At 28.7% G+C, this 16603-nt stretch carries 18 protein-coding genes and 2 pseudogenes; 2 read left to right on the top strand and 18 right to left on the bottom strand.

Annotated elements, in window-relative coordinates; all coding sequences use genetic code 11:
• From KQI77_RS04230 to KQI77_RS04150, 17 genes and pseudogenes are all read right to left on the bottom strand, one after another.
• Positions 1-119 (bottom strand): annotated as a pseudogene (locus tag KQI77_RS04230) (IS607 family transposase); the annotation flags it as partial.
• A 273-nt stretch (positions 120-392) separates the two neighbouring features.
• On the bottom strand, positions 393-2480 hold the full coding sequence (locus KQI77_RS04225) for an LTA synthase family protein (protein WP_216388714.1): 2088 nt from the start codon (positions 2478-2480) through the stop codon (positions 393-395).
• A 548-nt stretch (positions 2481-3028) separates the two neighbouring features.
• Entirely contained in the window at positions 3029-3355 is a 327-nt protein-coding gene (hisE, locus tag KQI77_RS04220) for a phosphoribosyl-ATP diphosphatase (protein WP_216388711.1), read from the bottom strand.
• A 19-nt stretch (positions 3356-3374) separates the two neighbouring features.
• Positions 3375-3722, bottom strand: a complete 348-nt coding sequence (gene hisI / locus KQI77_RS04215) for a phosphoribosyl-AMP cyclohydrolase (protein ID WP_216388709.1) — start codon at positions 3720-3722, stop codon at positions 3375-3377.
• Positions 3723-3741: 19 nt separating this feature from the next.
• A complete protein-coding gene (hisF, locus tag KQI77_RS04210) occupies positions 3742-4503 on the bottom strand; it encodes an imidazole glycerol phosphate synthase subunit HisF (protein ID WP_216388707.1) in 762 nt (253 codons plus the stop codon).
• A 2-nt stretch (positions 4504-4505) separates the two neighbouring features.
• Positions 4506-5225 carry a 1-(5-phosphoribosyl)-5-[(5-phosphoribosylamino)methylideneamino]imidazole-4-carboxamide isomerase gene (gene hisA, locus KQI77_RS04205; protein ID WP_216388705.1) on the bottom strand — a complete coding sequence of 240 codons (720 nt, stop codon included), beginning with the start codon at positions 5223-5225 and terminating at the stop codon, positions 4506-4508.
• Complete coding sequence (hisH, locus tag KQI77_RS04200) at positions 5219-5833, bottom strand: imidazole glycerol phosphate synthase subunit HisH (RefSeq protein WP_216388703.1); 615 nt, start codon at positions 5831-5833, stop codon at positions 5219-5221. Before hisH ends, hisA begins: the two co-directional genes overlap by 7 nt.
• A 93-nt stretch (positions 5834-5926) precedes the next feature.
• The gene (gene hisB / locus KQI77_RS04195; protein WP_216388701.1) at positions 5927-6511 is read right to left on the bottom strand and encodes an imidazoleglycerol-phosphate dehydratase HisB; all 585 of its coding nucleotides are present in this window, start codon (positions 6509-6511) and stop codon (positions 5927-5929) included.
• Positions 6511-7800 (bottom strand): histidinol dehydrogenase, encoded by a 1290-nt coding sequence (gene hisD / locus KQI77_RS04190; protein ID WP_216388699.1) that lies wholly within the window; start codon positions 7798-7800, stop codon positions 6511-6513. The genes hisB and hisD overlap by 1 nt, the downstream gene beginning before the upstream one ends.
• Before the next feature lie 276 nt (positions 7801-8076).
• Positions 8077-8697, bottom strand: a pseudogene (gene hisG, locus KQI77_RS04185) (ATP phosphoribosyltransferase); the annotation flags it as partial.
• Positions 8698-9834: an ATP phosphoribosyltransferase regulatory subunit gene (hisZ, locus tag KQI77_RS04180; RefSeq protein WP_216388695.1), complete on the bottom strand. Its 1137-nt coding sequence runs from the start codon at positions 9832-9834 to the stop codon at positions 8698-8700.
• Positions 9835-10208: 374 nt separating this feature from the next.
• A complete protein-coding gene (locus KQI77_RS04175; RefSeq protein WP_216388693.1) occupies positions 10209-11105 on the bottom strand; it encodes a phosphatase in 897 nt (298 codons plus the stop codon).
• Positions 11106-11299: 194 nt separating this feature from the next.
• Positions 11300-11737, bottom strand: a complete 438-nt coding sequence (locus tag KQI77_RS04170; protein ID WP_216388718.1) for an ACT domain-containing protein — start codon at positions 11735-11737, stop codon at positions 11300-11302.
• Positions 11738-11741: 4 nt separating this feature from the next.
• Positions 11742-12632: a homoserine kinase gene (thrB, locus tag KQI77_RS04165; protein WP_216388691.1), complete on the bottom strand. Its 891-nt coding sequence runs from the start codon at positions 12630-12632 to the stop codon at positions 11742-11744.
• Between the two features lie 11 nt (positions 12633-12643).
• Positions 12644-14098, bottom strand: a complete 1455-nt coding sequence (thrC, locus tag KQI77_RS04160) for a threonine synthase (RefSeq protein ID WP_216388689.1) — start codon at positions 14096-14098, stop codon at positions 12644-12646.
• A gap of 140 nt (positions 14099-14238) precedes the next feature.
• Positions 14239-14793 (bottom strand): NUDIX hydrolase, encoded by a 555-nt coding sequence (locus KQI77_RS04155; RefSeq protein WP_216388688.1) that lies wholly within the window; start codon positions 14791-14793, stop codon positions 14239-14241.
• 119 nt (positions 14794-14912) lie between these two features.
• Entirely contained in the window at positions 14913-15062 is a 150-nt protein-coding gene (locus KQI77_RS04150) for a hypothetical protein (RefSeq protein WP_216388686.1), read from the bottom strand.
• 135 nt (positions 15063-15197) lie between these two features.
• Here KQI77_RS04150 and KQI77_RS04145 point away from each other — a divergent pair, with 135 nt between their 5' ends.
• Positions 15198-15395: a PspC domain-containing protein gene (locus tag KQI77_RS04145; RefSeq protein WP_253289338.1), complete on the top strand. Its 198-nt coding sequence runs from the start codon at positions 15198-15200 to the stop codon at positions 15393-15395.
• A 140-nt stretch (positions 15396-15535) separates the two neighbouring features.
• Complete coding sequence (locus tag KQI77_RS04140; RefSeq protein ID WP_216388684.1) at positions 15536-15721, top strand: alpha/beta-type small acid-soluble spore protein; 186 nt, start codon at positions 15536-15538, stop codon at positions 15719-15721.
• 129 nt (positions 15722-15850) lie between these two features.
• On the opposite strand, the gene KQI77_RS04135 is transcribed toward KQI77_RS04140, so the two are convergent.
• Complete coding sequence (locus tag KQI77_RS04135; RefSeq protein WP_216388682.1) at positions 15851-16177, bottom strand: hypothetical protein; 327 nt, start codon at positions 16175-16177, stop codon at positions 15851-15853.
• Between the last annotated feature and the right edge of the window lie 426 nt (positions 16178-16603).

Here is a 16603-nt window from a genome sequence, read left to right as displayed (position 1 = left end):
CCTACTATTTTTTTATTTATTTGTTTTTCTGACTTTAAACCTAAAAAATGATTAAGTTGCTCTTGAGAATAATATCTTGTTCCACCTTGTGTTACATGAGATGGCTTTAATATATTTTTGCAGATTTTTATAGATTATTTTTAACTGTTAAAAACCTCCATCTATATCAAATTACTAATTGATTATACCCATCTCATTTTCATTTATTATAATGTAAATCCACATATAACTATCAGATATCTCTCTCCCTCTATGATAGTGTACCTCAAAAAATATTTTTTGTATAGATTAATTCAAAAAGAGGCATCATAGGAAATATTCCTTATGACGCCTCTTTCTTTTTAGGCATTATGATAGGTTTTAAAATTTAATTTCTGCATTCTACCATAATATTATTGTTCTTTTGCATTTTGTTCAGATGTATCCGAAGTTGTATCATTATATATATAAGTATCAGTCTTACTCAATACAAAATCAGTAACTGTTACCTGACCAACTCTTATTGAATCACCATCTGCAACAGATTTACCTTCTACTTTCAAGGTGTTTTTATCTACAAAGACAGTAGTCATCTCATTACCATTTATATAAACTCTACTTGAATTAGTGAAATTTTCACCTTTTATAATAACATTACCATCTTCATCATTACTAACATCTTTAATTACAATATCTAAGTCACCCATCTTTAAGTCAGTAGCTTTAAATGGATTAACACCTCCATATATATACTTCTTTCCATATAACATATCATATTGTAATAATTTTAAGTTTTCTTGATAATCAGAAGAATCCTTATATAATTGATGATATTTTGTTAATGTTCCATTATGAATTCCTAATCTACCTAAAACATCTGAAGTCAATTGATATGCTTCTAATGTCTTATCTTCTTTTGGCATATCAAAATTGCTCCAAACAACATATTCTGTTTGATATATATCTTTGTTCTTTAATTCAGAATCTTCAAATCCTAAACTTGGTAAATGATCGCCATACATTACCAATACTACATCTTCATCATAATTCTGTAATGTTTCTACTAATTGTTTTACAAATGCATCCATCTCATGTATTTGATTAGTATAATACTCTACTGCATTCATTGAAGCTTCATCTCTGTCTCCAGTAGTTGTAACTTTTATAACAGGATTATAATTAGGATCTTCTATTTTATAATCTGGATAATCACCATGTCCTTGAACTGAAATTGTATATATAAAATCTTGATTCTCAGTTGAATTTAATGCATTCATTATATACTCAGTTAGATATTTATCTTTTGCCCAATCAAGTGGTGTTGTTTCATCAATATTCATATATTCTAATGAAGTAAATGTATCAAAACCTAATTGCTTAAATACATTTTGTCTAGTATAGAATGTTCCTTTATTATTATGAATTGCATGTGTTGTATATCCTAAATCCTTCAAATCATAGTTAACACTTTCACATGTGCTCTTCTTTAATATTGTTTTGTATGGATATTCTCCTGGTCCAAAGAATTGTAGATTCATTCCACTTATAACTTCGAACTCTGTATTAGCTGTTCCTGCTCCAACTGATGGAACTGATAAATACCCTGATGAATACTTCTCCATTAAAGATCTATAAAAAGGTATTGGATCTTCTGAGAATTGTAAATCTGTTGCATTTGTAATATCAAAAAATGACTCTAATTGTAAGAAAATTATATTAGGTTTCTTTTCTGATGTAGTACCTGCATCAGCTGTATTATTATTTGAATTATTATCAACTACAGTTGTTGAACTACTAGCATTACTTAATGTAGTTCTTTGTTTTTCGTCTTTAAATATATTATTTATTGCTGCCTCTGAATAATTATCTGGTTTATCAATTCCTGTATTAACTAATGTATTAGAAAAACAATACGGAAATCCATAATCAAGATATGCATACGCAATATTACCAAAATAATTAGATACAACATTTGTCTTAATTGCCACCTTAGTTAACACTGCAAATCCTATTACTACAAGCATAACAGCAGGTACATTTCTTCTATATTTAATCTTTCCTTTGTATTTTGGTGCAAATATAAATGCTAATATAAGCCCAACACCTACTGCTACTAATAATGTTACTATTAATCCTATCTGCCATTGAGTTAAATACTTATCCATAATTTCAATAACTGAATCTAATAATTTTAATTCAACAGCTGTAAATGGTGTAACTCTATTGCTTAATACAATACCATTAGTAAGACCAAATATTAACCAAACTGATGTTATAAGCGAATAGAAAAATATTCTTCGCTTAACCAAAAATATTATTGATAATGTCAATAATATAATTGCACTATTATATAAGAAAACTAAAGGACTATCTAACAAATATTTAAATCCTTCAACTAATGATCTTCTACTAAAACACTCTATCAAAAAATTCACCAATAATGATGTTATTACACATAGAAAACCATAATTGTGTAAATACTTTTTGTAAAATTCTTTCATCTCTTCATTCCCCCATCTATATTTTGAATAGGTTAATTTTTTTAACAAGTTGAATTATATCACTTTTTTCAAAATAGAAAAGCCTTGTAATAAAAAAGTAATATTTTTATTAACTAATGTTAAAATTATGCTAAATCTTTCTTAACTATAATAATTATATCACTTTTTTTTCAATAGTAAATCACTATTTTCGCCCTAAGAATATAGACTTTTGCGTGTAAATATTTACATTTTAAAAAAATTTTTCATTAATATATTTATGCATATTTTAATATTTATTTCGTTTAAATTTGATAATAAAAATTATTGAATATATTTTTTGATTACTTATCTTTTTAAGTTAATTAATATCAAATTATTGATTTAAGTAAATTATCTATAATAGAATTTAGTATTTCTTATAATAAAAAAGTAAAGATCCCGTTAAAAATACTATACTGTTTGAGCTTTAGCGAGTTTATAGTATTTAGGGCTCTTTACTCTTTTTTATTATATTAGTAAATACTTAATGATATTATATTATTTACTTAAACATATAATTTAAATTTTTATAAGTTTTCTATTGGTTTTCTCTCACCTTTAAAATTGTTGCTCTTTTCTCTTCTCTTTTTTAACTCAGCATCAATATCTTCTATTGTCAAACCTGCATCTGCCATTAAAACAAGTACATGGTATGTCAAATCACAAATTTCCCCAACTAACTCCTCTTTATTATCAGCCATACTAGCAATAACTACTTCAGTTGCTTCTTCTCCAACCTTCTTTAGTATTTTTTCTTTACCTTTGTTAAACAAATATGCTGTATAAGAACCATCTTCTGCACTTTTTTTTCTTTCTAATATAGTATTAAATTCAGTTTCTAATTGCTTACTCATAATAATAATCTCCTTACTTTTATATTTCTTCAATATCTCTATAAAAACATGTTCTATTTCCAGTATGACATGCTGCTCCAATCTGATCTACAAATAATAAAATTGTATCATTATCACAATCTATCTTTATGTCTTTTACATATTGAAAATGTCCAGAAGTCGCTCCCTTATTCCATAGTTCATTTCTACTTCTGCTATAATACCAAGCTGTTTCTCCTTCTAATGTCTTAATAAAACTCTCTTTATTCATATAAGCCAACATAAGAACATCTTTAGTCTTATAATCTTGTGCTATTACCGGAACTAGACCGCCAGATTTATTAAAATCTATTTTATCTGCTATGCTTAAAATTTTTTCTTTATCCAAAGGATTGTCTCCCTTCTAACTATAATCTTACTGGTATATTTCTATCTTTTAAATATCTTTTAACTTCTTCTACTGTTACTTCACCATAATGAAACATTGATGCTGCAAGTGCTGCTTCAGCAGCATCTTCTTCAAATACTTCTGCAAAATGTTCTAACTTACCACATCCACCAGAAGCAATAACTGGAACATTAGTAATATTAGATACAGCTTTTGTTAGTTCTATATCAAACCCTTGCTTAGTTCCATCTGCATCCATTGATGTTAATAATATTTCTCCTGCTCCTAAGCTTACACCTTCTTCTATCCATTTTAATGCATCTATTCCAGTGTCAATTCTTCCACCATTAATAACTACATTCCATCCAGTATTGTCTTCTCTTTTTTTAGCATCCACTGCTAGAACTATACATTGATTACCAAAAGTATAAGCTCCTTCTTTTATTAAATTCTTGTCTCTAACTGCTGCAGAGTTTAAACTGATTTTATCAGCTCCAGCTCTAAGAATCCTTTTGATATCCTCCATACTCTTAAGTCCACCACCTACAGTAAATGGAATAAAAATATTTTCAGCTACTTTCTCTACTACTTTTTCCATTATTCCTCTTCCTTCATGGGTAGCAGTTATGTCCAAAAATACTAATTCATCTGCACCTTGTTTATAATATTCTTTAGCTAGTTCAACAGGATCTCCAACTTCTTTAATTCCTACAAAATTTATTCCTTTAACAACTTTTCCAGCTCTTACATCTAAACAAGGGATAATTCTCTTTGTATGCATCACTATGCCTCCTTTGTCAATTTAATTGCTTCATCTAAGGAAAGTGTTCCTGCATATATTGCTTTTCCTGTTATAGCTCCATATAAATCTAAATCATTTAAAGCCTTTATATTATCTATATCTCTTATACCCCCAGATGCTGTTATATCCATATTAACATTTTCTTTTAGCTCTCTTAGCATCTCTATGTTAGGTCCTTGCAAAGTTCCATCTTTTGATATATCTGTAACAATAACATTCTTAACACCTAATGATTCTAACTTCTTGGCAAAATCTATGTAATAAAGTGAACTTCCTTCAAGCCATCCTCTTCCATATGCATAGCCATCTTTACAATCTATACCTACAGCTATTTTATCTCCGAAATCATTAATTGCTCTTTTAAGTAATTCCTCATCTTCCATAGCACTAGTTCCTAATATAACTCTAGAAATTCCATTATCTATTAAATACTTTATAGTTTCATAAGTTCTTATTCCTCCACCTACTTCAACTTTCATATTTAATGTTTGTGCTACTTTTATAATTGAATCTCCGTTTACTAATTCACCTTTTTTAGCTCCATCTAAGTCTACTAAATGTATAAATTCAGCTCCTGCCTTTTCAAAAGATCTTGCAGTTTCTAATATATCCTCTGCAACTATTTCCTTTTTATTATAATCACCTTGATATAATCTAACGGGCTTTCCATCTATAATATCAATTGCTGGTAAAATTAACATTTTATCAACTCCTTAAAATTTCTTAAAATATTTAATCCATCTTCTCCACTTTTTTCAGGATGGAATTGTGCTCCCATAATATTTCCTCTTCTAAATAGTCCAGGAATTTTTAAATCTCCATAAGAAGAATATGCAACTAAATCTTCATCATTATAGTCACAAGCTCTATATGAATGAACATAATAAACAAAAGTATTGTCTGGAAGTCCCTTTAACAATTCATCTTCTCTATTTTTCTCTAAATTGTTCCATCCTATATGTGGTATCTTAACTTTAGGATCCTCCATTCTTCTTATACTTCCTTTTAGTAATTTAAGTCCTTCTCTTTCTTCCCCTTCATATCCTTTTTCGAAAAGTACTTGCATTCCTAAACATATACCTAAAAGAGGTTTTCCATTACTTGCTTCTTCAACTATTACATCTATTAGATTAGATTTCTTTAGATTATCCATACAATCTGGAAAAGCTCCCACACCAGGTAATATAAGTCCATCTGCTGCCTTTATATCATTTATATCTGATGAAATCTTGCACTCACAATCAATTTTCTTTAGTGCATTATAAACACTTTTTAAATTACCCATGCCATAATCTATAATTACTACCACAGATATTTCCCCTTTCTATTATTACTCAAACTTATAATTCATTGTAATTTCTTATTTTTATATAAGAAATTACAATGAATTATTTTGTTCTATTTATAACATTCCTTTTGTAGATGGTAATACCATATTATCCTTATCTACATCTTTTGCTTCTCTTAATGCTCTTCCTAATGCTTTAAACAATGCTTCTGCTTTATGATGATCATTTTCTCCATATAAAACTCTAGCATGAAGAGTTATGCCACTATTAAATGCAAATGCTCTAAAAAATTCTACTACCATTTCTGTTGAAAAAGTTCCTATACTTTCTCTCTTAAAATCACAATCAAAATGTAAGAAGCTTCTACCACTTATATCTAATGCTACATGTGCTAATGTTTCATCCATTGGCAAAAAGAAATTACCATACCTTCTAATTCCTCTTTTATCTCCTAACGCTTCTAAAAAACACTTTCCTAATGCTATTCCCACATCTTCAACCATATGATGATCACATACCTCTAAATCCCCTTTTGCTTGCACGTCTAAATCCATGTTTCCATGAAATGCAAATAAGTTAAGCATATGATCAAAGAATCCAACTCCAGTAGAAATATTTGTTTTTCCACTTCCGTCTAAATTAATTTTTAATTTTATCTGTGTTTCATTAGTATTTCTTTCTAAACTTGCTTCTCTCATTATTCTAACCTCACTCTTACAGAATTTGCATGAGCAGTTAATCCTTCTTTATTAGCTATATTTATAATCTTTTCACCATCAGCTTGAATAGCTTCTTCTGAATAATACAAGAATGAAGACTTCTTGATGAAATTATCTACTGATAATGCTGAGAAGAATCTAGCTGTACCACTTGTAGGTAAAACGTGATTAGTTCCTCCAAAGTAATCTCCTACTGGTTCTGGTGTATTATGACCTAAGAAAACAGATCCTGCATGTCTTACTTTTCCTAATGCTTCCATAGGGTTTTCAATTGCCAACTCTAAATGTTCTGGAGCAACATTATTCGATACTTCTATACATTCGTCAATACTCTTACACAATATTACTTTCCCATTATTGATTAAAGATTCTTTTATTATATCTTTTCTTTCAAGTGTTTCTATTTGTTTTGCAAGTTCTACTTCTACATCTTTATATAATTTTTCAGATGTAGTTACTAATATAGCTGATGCTAATTTATCATGTTCAGCTTGAGACATTAAATCAGCTGCAATATATCTTGGATTAGCACTTTCATCTGCTACTACTAGTATTTCACTTGGTCCAGCTATCATATCTATATCAACTTTTCCAAATACTAATCTCTTTGCTGTTGCTACGAATATATTTCCAGGTCCTACAATTTTATCAACCTTTGGTATAGTTTCAGTTCCATAAGCTAATGCTGCTACTGCTTGAGCTCCTCCTACTTTATATATTTCATCAACACCAGCTATTTTTGCTGCTACTCCTATATATGGATTTATTCCTCCATCTTTTCCTGGTGGTGTAACCATAACTATCTTTTTAACACCTGCGACCTTTGCTGGAATTATATTCATAAGTACCGAACTTGGATATGCTGCTGTACCACCTGGAACATATACTCCAACAGAATCTAAAGGTAATACTCTTTGTCCTAGAAATACTCCTCTTTCCTTATTTAATATAAATCCTCTAGATTTTTGAGCATTATGATAATATTCAATATTTTCCTTAGCTTCTTTCATATTAGCTATGAATTCATCTTCAACTACTTCAAAGCATTTATTTATCTCTTCTTCTGTTGCTTTCATTTTATCTAAATGTACTTTATCAAATTTTTCTGTATATTCTATTAATGCCTTATCTCCTTCTTTAGCTACTTTATTTATAACCTCAGAAACAGTAACCATTATACTAGGATCTACTTCTTCCTCTCTAGCTTTTAATTCATCTATTAATGCTTGCCAACCTCTTTGTTGTAAATCAAATTCTTTTAAAAACATTTATTTCACCTCTTTATTTTCATTTCTTATTTCTTGAAGTTGTTTTAATACTTCTTCCACTTGTAGTAATGGATTAGTTCTTTTTTCTTTTTTAACTTCATCTTCAAATAATGTAACTTCCTCTACTTCTTCTTCTTCATTTTCTTGTGAAGCTACATCTTCTTGTGCTTGATTACTTTCTGCTTCAACATTTTGTTCTTCGATGTCCTTCATTAGTGCTTCTTCTTCTTTTATTTCTTCTTTTATTTCATCGCCTAAATTGCCATCACTAAGTCCTATAACTCTTCTAAGATTTTCTATAAAATCCCACACTTCATCTTTTTTCATTTTACAACTTGCCTTATTAACTATTACTCTAGCACTTATTTCACATATAGTATCAAATACAACAAGTCCATTTTCTTTTAAAGTTGTTCCTGTTTCCATTATATCTACTATAGCATCACATAATCCTAGTATAGGGGCAAGTTCTACCGAACCTTCTATTTTAATTATTTCAACATCCATACCTTTTTCTTTAAAATAATTTTTTGCAACCGTTGGATATTTAGTTCCTATTTTTATGTGTCCTACTTTTTTAAATATATTCTTTTCTGGTAATGAAGCAACTATAAATCTACATTTTCCTATTCCAAGATCTAAAACTTCATAATAATTATTATCTCCTTCTAATAAAGTGTCCTTTCCTACAACACCTATATCGGCCACACCATGTTCTACATATGTTATAGAATCTGCCGCTTTAACTAGAAAATATTTTATGTCTTTTTTTGTATCATTAAAAACTAATTTTCTTCCTTTGTCTTTAAGCTCTTCAGTCCCATAATCAGCCTTATCTAATAACTTAACAGTTTCCTTTTCTAATCTTCCTTTAGTTAATGCTATACTTATACTCATCTATTTCACATCCTTCTCTACTTCAATTGTTTCCATTCCATCAACAGGACATAGTTCAACTATCTTGCCTTCTTTTCTAAGATACATTGCTTTTTTTATTACTGATATTTCATCTTGCTTACCATAATATACTTTAATCTTTTCTATTTTTTCTTGTTCTTCATTTTCCATAGCATTCATCATCATATCTAAATTCACAGAGAAACCTATAGCTGGCATATCATTACCAAATGTCTTCATTAAATGATCATATCTACCACCACTTAATATAGTAGCACCTGCTCCATCTGCATAACCTTTAAATATAATTCCTGTATAATAATCAAGTCTTGGAACCATTCCTAAATCAAAGCTAATTTGTTCTCCATATCCTAACTCTTCTAACTCATCAGCTAAAACTTCTAAATATTTTATATTTTCCATAAGTTCTGAATTTATTGCAAAACCCTTTGCTCTTTCAATAGCTTCTCTACCACCAAATAACCATGGTAATTCTTTTAAGAATTCTTTATAATTATCATCTATATCATATTTATTTAAAAAGTCTTCTAGTTCTTTTGATGCTTTTCTATCTATTAATTCCGCTAATTCTTGTCTTTCATCATCATCTAAATCCAAATCTTTTACTGCTGAATTGAAAAAGTTTATATTACCTAATTCTAATTTTGAATTAGTATTTTTAAGTAATTGCATAGTCTCAAGTGCAGTAACTAATATTTCTAAATCTGACTTTTCCGCGTCTAATCCAATAAGCTCTATTCCACAATCAGTATATTCATTCTTTTTTCCACCAAGGCTCTGATGCACTCTAAATACATCAGCACAGTATCTTAATCTTATAGGTGCTTCAACTTCTTTAAGCTTTGTAGCAACTACTCTTGCTATTGGTATAGTCATATCTGGTCTTAATACTAAAATTCTACCTTTTGCATCAAAAAATTTATAAACATCTTCTTCCTTTAGTTTCTGAAATCCAGAATTAAATGTTTGATAAAATTCTATAGTAGGAGTAACTATTTCATCATATCCCCATTTCTCAAATATCCCCTCTATATCTTTTTGTAGCTTTTTCTTTAAGTTACAATCTTTTAATATTAAATCTCTTGTTCCTTCTGGGATCAAATACTTTTTAACCATTTATTCACTACCTCACTTTACCAATTTAGTTCTTTATCACTTTAACACACTAAATCGACTTTTCTTTTAACTTATTTTACTATACCATAATATTACTGTCAATGCTCATTTTACAAAAATTTTTTTCATATTTTAGTCTGAAAATACAAAAAATTAATATTATAAACCAATTGATTGTTGAATTTTTTGAAAACATAGGTTTTTATGGATATGATTAGTCAGAAAAAATAAAAAAATATAATAAGCATTAGTTTCATAACCAATTGTTATATATCATTCATAATAGCCTTTAATTATAACTGTAATATACCGGTTACTTACACTAATCTTATTATATTTTAATTACCAATGTGTTGTTTTGATTTTAAGTTTATCTATTTATCTAGTATATGTCTATATAAATATCCTTCCCTAACTCCACAATTACTTACATGAATAGTTTCTATATCAAAGTACTTGCATATTGTATCTATGATTATCATACCTGGAATTATTGTATGTATTCTATCAGGGCATATCTTCAATATTACTTCTAGGTTATCTTTAGTACCTCTCCTAAATCTATATAGTAATTTATTTATATTATTAACATCAATCTCTGTACTATCAAGTTTTGTAAAAACTGCATTGTTTAGTTTAAGGGCTGCCCTAATACTTCCGCCTACGCCACACATATTCTTGAAACTTTTACCTTGAATACCTTCTATTTTATTAAGTTCTGATATTACTTTAGCTTTCATTTCTTCTCTTGCTTTAGACTTAGGAATAAGCTTAGACACATACTTTGAATAAAAGTTTAGTGACCCTATAGGCATACTAAATACCTTCTCAATATCCTTTCCATGAAATATAACAATCTCTGTACTTCCACCACCTATATCTACTAACAAGCCATCATTAATATCCTGATCATGAGTTGCACCTACAAAATCACATATTCCTTCTTCTGCTCCTGATAAAACTTCTATATCAAAACCTGTTTTTTCTTTTATAATATACAATGCTTCGTCTGTATTTGCTATGTTTCTTAATGATGCAGTTGCAATAGGTTGTAACATATCTATATTAACGCTATCTATTATGTCTTTAAAATTATTTAGTGTAGTACATGCTCTCTCTATTCCTTCTTTAGATAATTTATTATCCACAATGTATCCAGCAAGCCCTACCATTTCTTTTTTATTTATAAGCGATAAAACCTTGCCATCCTCACATCTATATACTGCTAATCTCATAGTGTTAGAACCTATGTCTATTATTCCACAATTCATTCAAGTACACTTCCCTTCTAAAAGTATTTTTTATCACATCCAACTAACATATATTATACACTTTTTCTATTTTTTTATGTAGTTTTATAAAACAAAATATAATTTCCTAAAGAATAAAAAAAGCACAGTTTCCGAATTAAAACAATCATGAAACTGCGCCTATATATTCTTTATCTTATATGAAATCAACTTATTTATTCCATAGCTATAAATTCAGCTTTTTCAACTCTATTTATTTTTTCTATCCCATCTAGTAGAGTTTTAATATCAATTTCAACTAAACTCATATCTATAGTTAATGTAATAAAAGCATAACCGTTTAATGGTATTCCTTGATGTATTGTTATAATGTTTCCCCCTGAATTAGACACATAATTAATTATATTAGATAATACCCCTTTTTCATCTATTATACTTATATTAAATGTAGCCTTTCTCCCTTGTGAACTCTCAGAGAATTCAAATACATAATCTTTGTATTTATAATATACACTTCTACTAATACCTACAACTTTTGCCGCTTCTGTTATGTCTTTTACTTTTCCTTCTTTTAATAACTTTTTCGCATTTACAACTTTTTCATATACATCTGGCAAAACACTTTTATCTACTAAATAAAAACTTCCACCCATAGATCTATTCACCTTCTACTATTGCCCCTACTTGGTCTATAGCTAGCTTGTGAATATCCCAAGATAGCTCTTTTTCTTTTAAAAATTCTTTCATTCCTTGTACAAAGCCATCATTATCATCTTTTATTAATGCCATAATAGTTGGTCCTGCTCCACTTAAGAATGATGCTATTGCCCCAAGATTATATGCTTCATCCTTTACTTCATCAAAACACTTTATAAGTTTTCCTCTATATTGTTCGTGGAAAGAATCCTTACATGCATATTTTAAAAGATCTAAATTACCGTTAGACAGCGCTGTAACCATAAGCGCAGCTCTTCCAACATTATAAACCCCATCTTTTATAGATATCTCTTTTGGCAATACCTCTCTAGCTTCTTTTGTTGATAATCTAAAGTTAGGTATTATTGGCACAAATTTAATATCTTCTTTGATTTTTACTTGGTCATAATAATATGATTCTCCTTCTTTTATTGCAACAACCATACCGCCCAACACAGCTGGTGCTACATTATCTGGATGTCCTTCTATCATTACAGCCATTTCAAATAATTCATCTTTCGAAAATGGTCTGCCCATTATTTCATTTGCCCCAAACAATCCACCAACTATACAACTTGAACTGCTTCCCAATCCTCTAGATATAGGAATATTTTGTTCTAATATATTAATTTCTAAACCCCTTACAGTATAGTTAGCTTTATTGAAACAAACCATCATCGATTGATAAATTATATTATCTTCGTTACAAAATTCTTCGTTTACTCCGTTAAAAACTAGACCGGATTCTATTTCTCTAAAACCAAATGTATTGTATATTCCAACAGCTATCCCCATGCAGTCAAAACCTGGTCCCATATTTGCTGAAGTAGCTGGAACTTTTACTCTTATCATATTCTTCCCCCTTATTTTAAATACGATAATAATGCATCTCTCATTTGGTCTTTATCCCAAACTTCATTATGTAATACTGGCTTCTTATCTAAATCTTTTAGATTTTCAGGAATTTCTATCTTAGTTACTTCGTTTAATTTTTTAACTACTTCGAAGTCTGATATTCCATCCACATCTATATTTAAAGCCTTACAAATACTTCTTGGGAATTTATATGGGCTAGCAGTTGATGCAATTAGCACCTTCTTATTATCTCCAGTCTCTTTTACATATTTATCATATACTACTTTTGCAACTGCAGTATGTGTATCTATTAAATAGCCCTCTTTAGAATACATATTGTTTATTGCATCGTTAACTTCTTCTTGATTTGCGTAATTTCCATAGAAGTCCTTTAAGAATTCTTTTATCTTTGGAGATACCTTATATACACCCTTTGTATTAAGTGCATTCATTAATTCTGCTACTTCTTCTCCGTTTCTTCCGCTTCCTTCATATAATAGTCTCTCTAAGTTTGATGATACTAAAATATCCATTGATGGAGATTCTGTTAAGAATAATTCTCTTCTCTTATCATATTCAAAACTATTGAAGAAATCAGTTAAAACTTTATTTTCATTTGATGCACAGATGAACTTAGCTACAGGTAAACCCATTCTCTTAGCATAGTAAGAAGCTAAAATATTACCAAAGTTACCTGTTGGTACTACTACATTTATCTCTTCGCCTTCTTTTATTTCCCCTTGTTTTACTAATTGGAAATATCCATAGAAGTAATAAACAATTTGAGGAACTAGTCTACCTATATTGATAGAATTAGCTGAAGATAATATGTAATTATCTTTTTCTAATAATTCTTTAAATTCATTATCTGCAAATATTTCTTTTACACCTGTTTGTGCATTATCAAAGTTACCCTTGATACTAAATACTTTTACATTGTTGCCTTCTGTAGTAGCCATTTGTCTCTCTTGAATTGGACTTACACCATTTTGTGGATAATATACAACCACTTTAAATCCATCTACATTTTTGAAACCTTCTAAGGCAGCTTTTCCTGTATCCCCTGATGTAGCTGTCAATATAACTACGTCTTCTTTTACATTTAATGCTTTCTTAGCTCTCTTCATAATCTGTGGTAAGAATAATAATGCAGCATCCTTAAATGCACATGTAGGTCCATGGTATAACTCTAAGAATCCTTTTTTTACATCTACTGAGAAACGATTGTTGTATGCATCATTAATTGCTGACATCAATTCATCTTTATCAATGTCTGTAAAATACTCACTTATTACCTTAAATGCTAAATCTTCATATGAAAGATCCATATTATCCTTTACCTTAGAATACAATTCCGGAAAAGATTCTGGTACAAATAATCCTCCATCTTTAGCAATTCCTTTTATAATAGCTTCTGCTGATGCTACTCCTTTTTCTGCTCCTCTAGTACTTTGAAATTTCATTTTATCACCCCAAAATTAATATGTGCAAACTGTTTGTTAACCCATGCATATATAATATCATGTTCTCAAACAGAATACAACTGTTTTTTATACAAATACACTCATATTTTTTCAATTACCCTCATTATATACTGTTTTTCTTACAATGATAATAGCATTAATGCAGCTTTTATGGAAATATTATGTGTTTTCACAAACTCTTTAGTTTCACTTAATTTAAGTTTAAAAACTTCAATATCCTCATCGTCTTCAGTATTATCTGTACTTAATTCTCCTTCAACTGTCATTTTAACTACTGCTGTTGTTTCATCAGTAAGACCAACTGAGGTATAGCTAGGCTTTAAATACAATTCATAATCTATTGCTTTTAGGCCAGTTTCTTCAAATAATTCTCTTTTAGCAGCCTCTTCTATTGTTTCACCTTTGTCGATTATTCCCGCTGGCAATTCATATAGATAATCATTTATAGCCGGCCTATATTGTCTTAAAACAACTACTTCTCCATCCTTTGTTATAGGAACAATCATAACCCCATCACATCTAGTATGATCTTTAGTAACACATGTTAATTCTTCTTTTTTTCTTCTGCTTGCTATGTAATAATCTTTTGGATTACCTTTTTTATTTATTAACCTTAATTTATACGAATTTAAGAATTTACTTTCTGTTAATTGTTCTATATCTATTAGTTTCATATTTATCGCATCCTTTCTTATTACCTATAATTATATACATATTAGGATAAAAAATGAAAGAACAAAAAATTACATAGGCGTTATAGTGATTGTTATTTCACTTAACGCCCTTAATTTTATTACATTGGTTTTGCTTTCTTATTGCCAGTTTTCGCTTTACCTTGAATCTCTGGCACATGAATTTCTTCTTTATGATAATGACATTTATGATTACTCTCGGTTCCATGAGGTTCATTAACATCTGGTCTTCTCATTCCTGCCTTTGCCATACATATCACCTCCTAAGCATAATTATTTCATTTCTTAGGATTTCCTTAATTTTTTAAAAATATTACATTAATCATATTTTTTATATTTACATTACCTATTATAATATAGATATATTAACATAGGAGTTGATTATTATGATGGAAAAAAAATTATATAAAAATAAATCACAAGGGAAAATATGTGGAGTATGTGCAGGATTAGCTGAATATCTTAATTGTGATGTTACTATTGTAAGAATAGTAGCATTAATACTAATACTAGCTTATGGTTCTGGCTTAATTATTTATTTTGTATCAGCATTAATTATGCCTGATAAATCTCAATTGTATTAATACAGGAATATTATTCCTCACATTCCTTTAATATATCAGTTTATATTTTTTGTTTTGTGACAAAATATAAGTGTAAGTAAGAGAAATGTACTTACAAAAAAATTTCAAACGTTTTAAACGTATTCGAGGAGGAATGTATTATGTCATCACAACATTTAGTACCAGAAGCAAAAAACGGATTAGCAAAATTCAAAAATGAAGTTGCTGGAGAAATGGGAGTTCCTTTTACAGACTATAACGGAAACTTATCTTCAAAACAATGCGGAAGTGTTGGTGGAGAAATGGTTAAGAGAATGGTAGAACAATACGAAAACGGAATGAAATAATTTAAAAAAGGGGCTGTCGCACTAAAAAAATAGTGCGATGCCTTTTTTTATACAAAAAAATAAATCCCATCCCTAAAAAGTATGAGATTTGTAGTAAAATTATGATAATATTATAAAATTGTCCCCTTATTATTTTATGATATCTAGATAATTATTGCTTTCCATATACCTTAATGTTCCTATTGAAATTCCTACAAATAAACCAAACAACATAATACATATTGGTATTATATAATCTTTTTTTGAAAGCTCATATCTAATTGTTACAAGCCTATATATTACAAAATTAATTAATATACATATACTTAAAAAAATTATAACTTTTAATATGTCATAATAAGAATAACATTTATCAATAAAATTTTTTATATTATTGCCATTTGCCCATATTGACGCAATAAAATAATTTAAATAAAAAATATAAAATCCATATCTAACCCAACTACTTTTTTTCATCTTATCACCTCATATTATATTTATCTGCACATAAGAAAGCACCCTCTAACAATTCCGAAAATCATAGTGCCTATTGGAATTAATAAATAAATATTTGTTAATTTATATTTTTTTGTTATTAATTTATATACTAATAAATTAATTGATGTATATATACCAACCAAAAAAATAATTGTTAAAACACCTTCAATTTTATTACTTAACATGATCTTAGTTTGTGTCCAACTGCATCCATATATAACGTTATCTATAAGAAATTGCCAAACAAAACGACATATAACTGTAATTAGGAAATTACTTAAATAATTGAGGATATTTCATAATAGAAATATCCCAATCTGTGGATAACTTTTTAAATTTTTTCTAAAAAAGCCGATAGCAAAGCTAGGTAACTGAAATTACCTTTTTTTGATATTTATTTTTATG

Origin of the sequence: Clostridium sp. MSJ-8 (assembly GCF_018918325.1) — a bacterium.
Lineage (GTDB): Bacteria > Bacillota > Clostridia > Clostridiales > Clostridiaceae > Clostridium.
The sequence above is the reverse complement of the archived record's forward strand: the minus strand, read 5'-3'. Positions and strand labels throughout refer to the sequence as shown.

Bases quoted from the DNA above. Each gene is read 5' to 3' on its own strand.
- KQI77_RS04225 (WP_216388714.1), bottom strand. From the start codon at position 2,480: ATGAAAGAATTTTACAAAAAGTATTTACACAATTATGGTTTTCTATGT.
- hisE (WP_216388711.1), bottom strand. From the start codon at position 3,355: ATGAGTAAGCAATTAGAAACTGAATTTAATACTATATTAGAAAGAAAA.
- hisF (WP_216388707.1), bottom strand. From the start codon at position 4,503: ATGCATACAAAGAGAATTATCCCTTGTTTAGATGTAAGAGCTGGAAAA.
- hisA (WP_216388705.1), bottom strand. From the start codon at position 5,225: ATGTTAATTTTACCAGCAATTGATATTATAGATGGAAAGCCCGTTAGA.
- hisB (WP_216388701.1), bottom strand. From the start codon at position 6,511: ATGAGAGAAGCAAGTTTAGAAAGAAATACTAATGAAACACAGATAAAA.
- hisD (WP_216388699.1), bottom strand. From the start codon at position 7,800: ATGTTTTTAAAAGAATTTGATTTACAACAAAGAGGTTGGCAAGCATTA.
- hisZ (WP_216388695.1), bottom strand. From the start codon at position 9,834: ATGGTTAAAAAGTATTTGATCCCAGAAGGAACAAGAGATTTAATATTA.
- KQI77_RS04175 (WP_216388693.1), bottom strand. From the start codon at position 11,105: ATGAATTGTGGAATAATAGACATAGGTTCTAACACTATGAGATTAGCA.
- KQI77_RS04170 (WP_216388718.1), bottom strand. From the start codon at position 11,737: ATGGGTGGAAGTTTTTATTTAGTAGATAAAAGTGTTTTGCCAGATGTA.
- thrB (WP_216388691.1), bottom strand. From the start codon at position 12,632: ATGATAAGAGTAAAAGTTCCAGCTACTTCAGCAAATATGGGACCAGGT.
- thrC (WP_216388689.1), bottom strand. From the start codon at position 14,098: ATGAAATTTCAAAGTACTAGAGGAGCAGAAAAAGGAGTAGCATCAGCA.
- KQI77_RS04155 (WP_216388688.1), bottom strand. From the start codon at position 14,793: ATGAAACTAATAGATATAGAACAATTAACAGAAAGTAAATTCTTAAAT.
- KQI77_RS04150 (WP_216388686.1), bottom strand. From the start codon at position 15,062: ATGGCAAAGGCAGGAATGAGAAGACCAGATGTTAATGAACCTCATGGA.
- KQI77_RS04145 (WP_253289338.1), top strand. From the start codon at position 15,198: ATGATGGAAAAAAAATTATATAAAAATAAATCACAAGGGAAAATATGT.
- KQI77_RS04140 (WP_216388684.1), top strand. From the start codon at position 15,536: ATGTCATCACAACATTTAGTACCAGAAGCAAAAAACGGATTAGCAAAA.
- KQI77_RS04135 (WP_216388682.1), bottom strand. From the start codon at position 16,177: ATGAAAAAAAGTAGTTGGGTTAGATATGGATTTTATATTTTTTATTTA.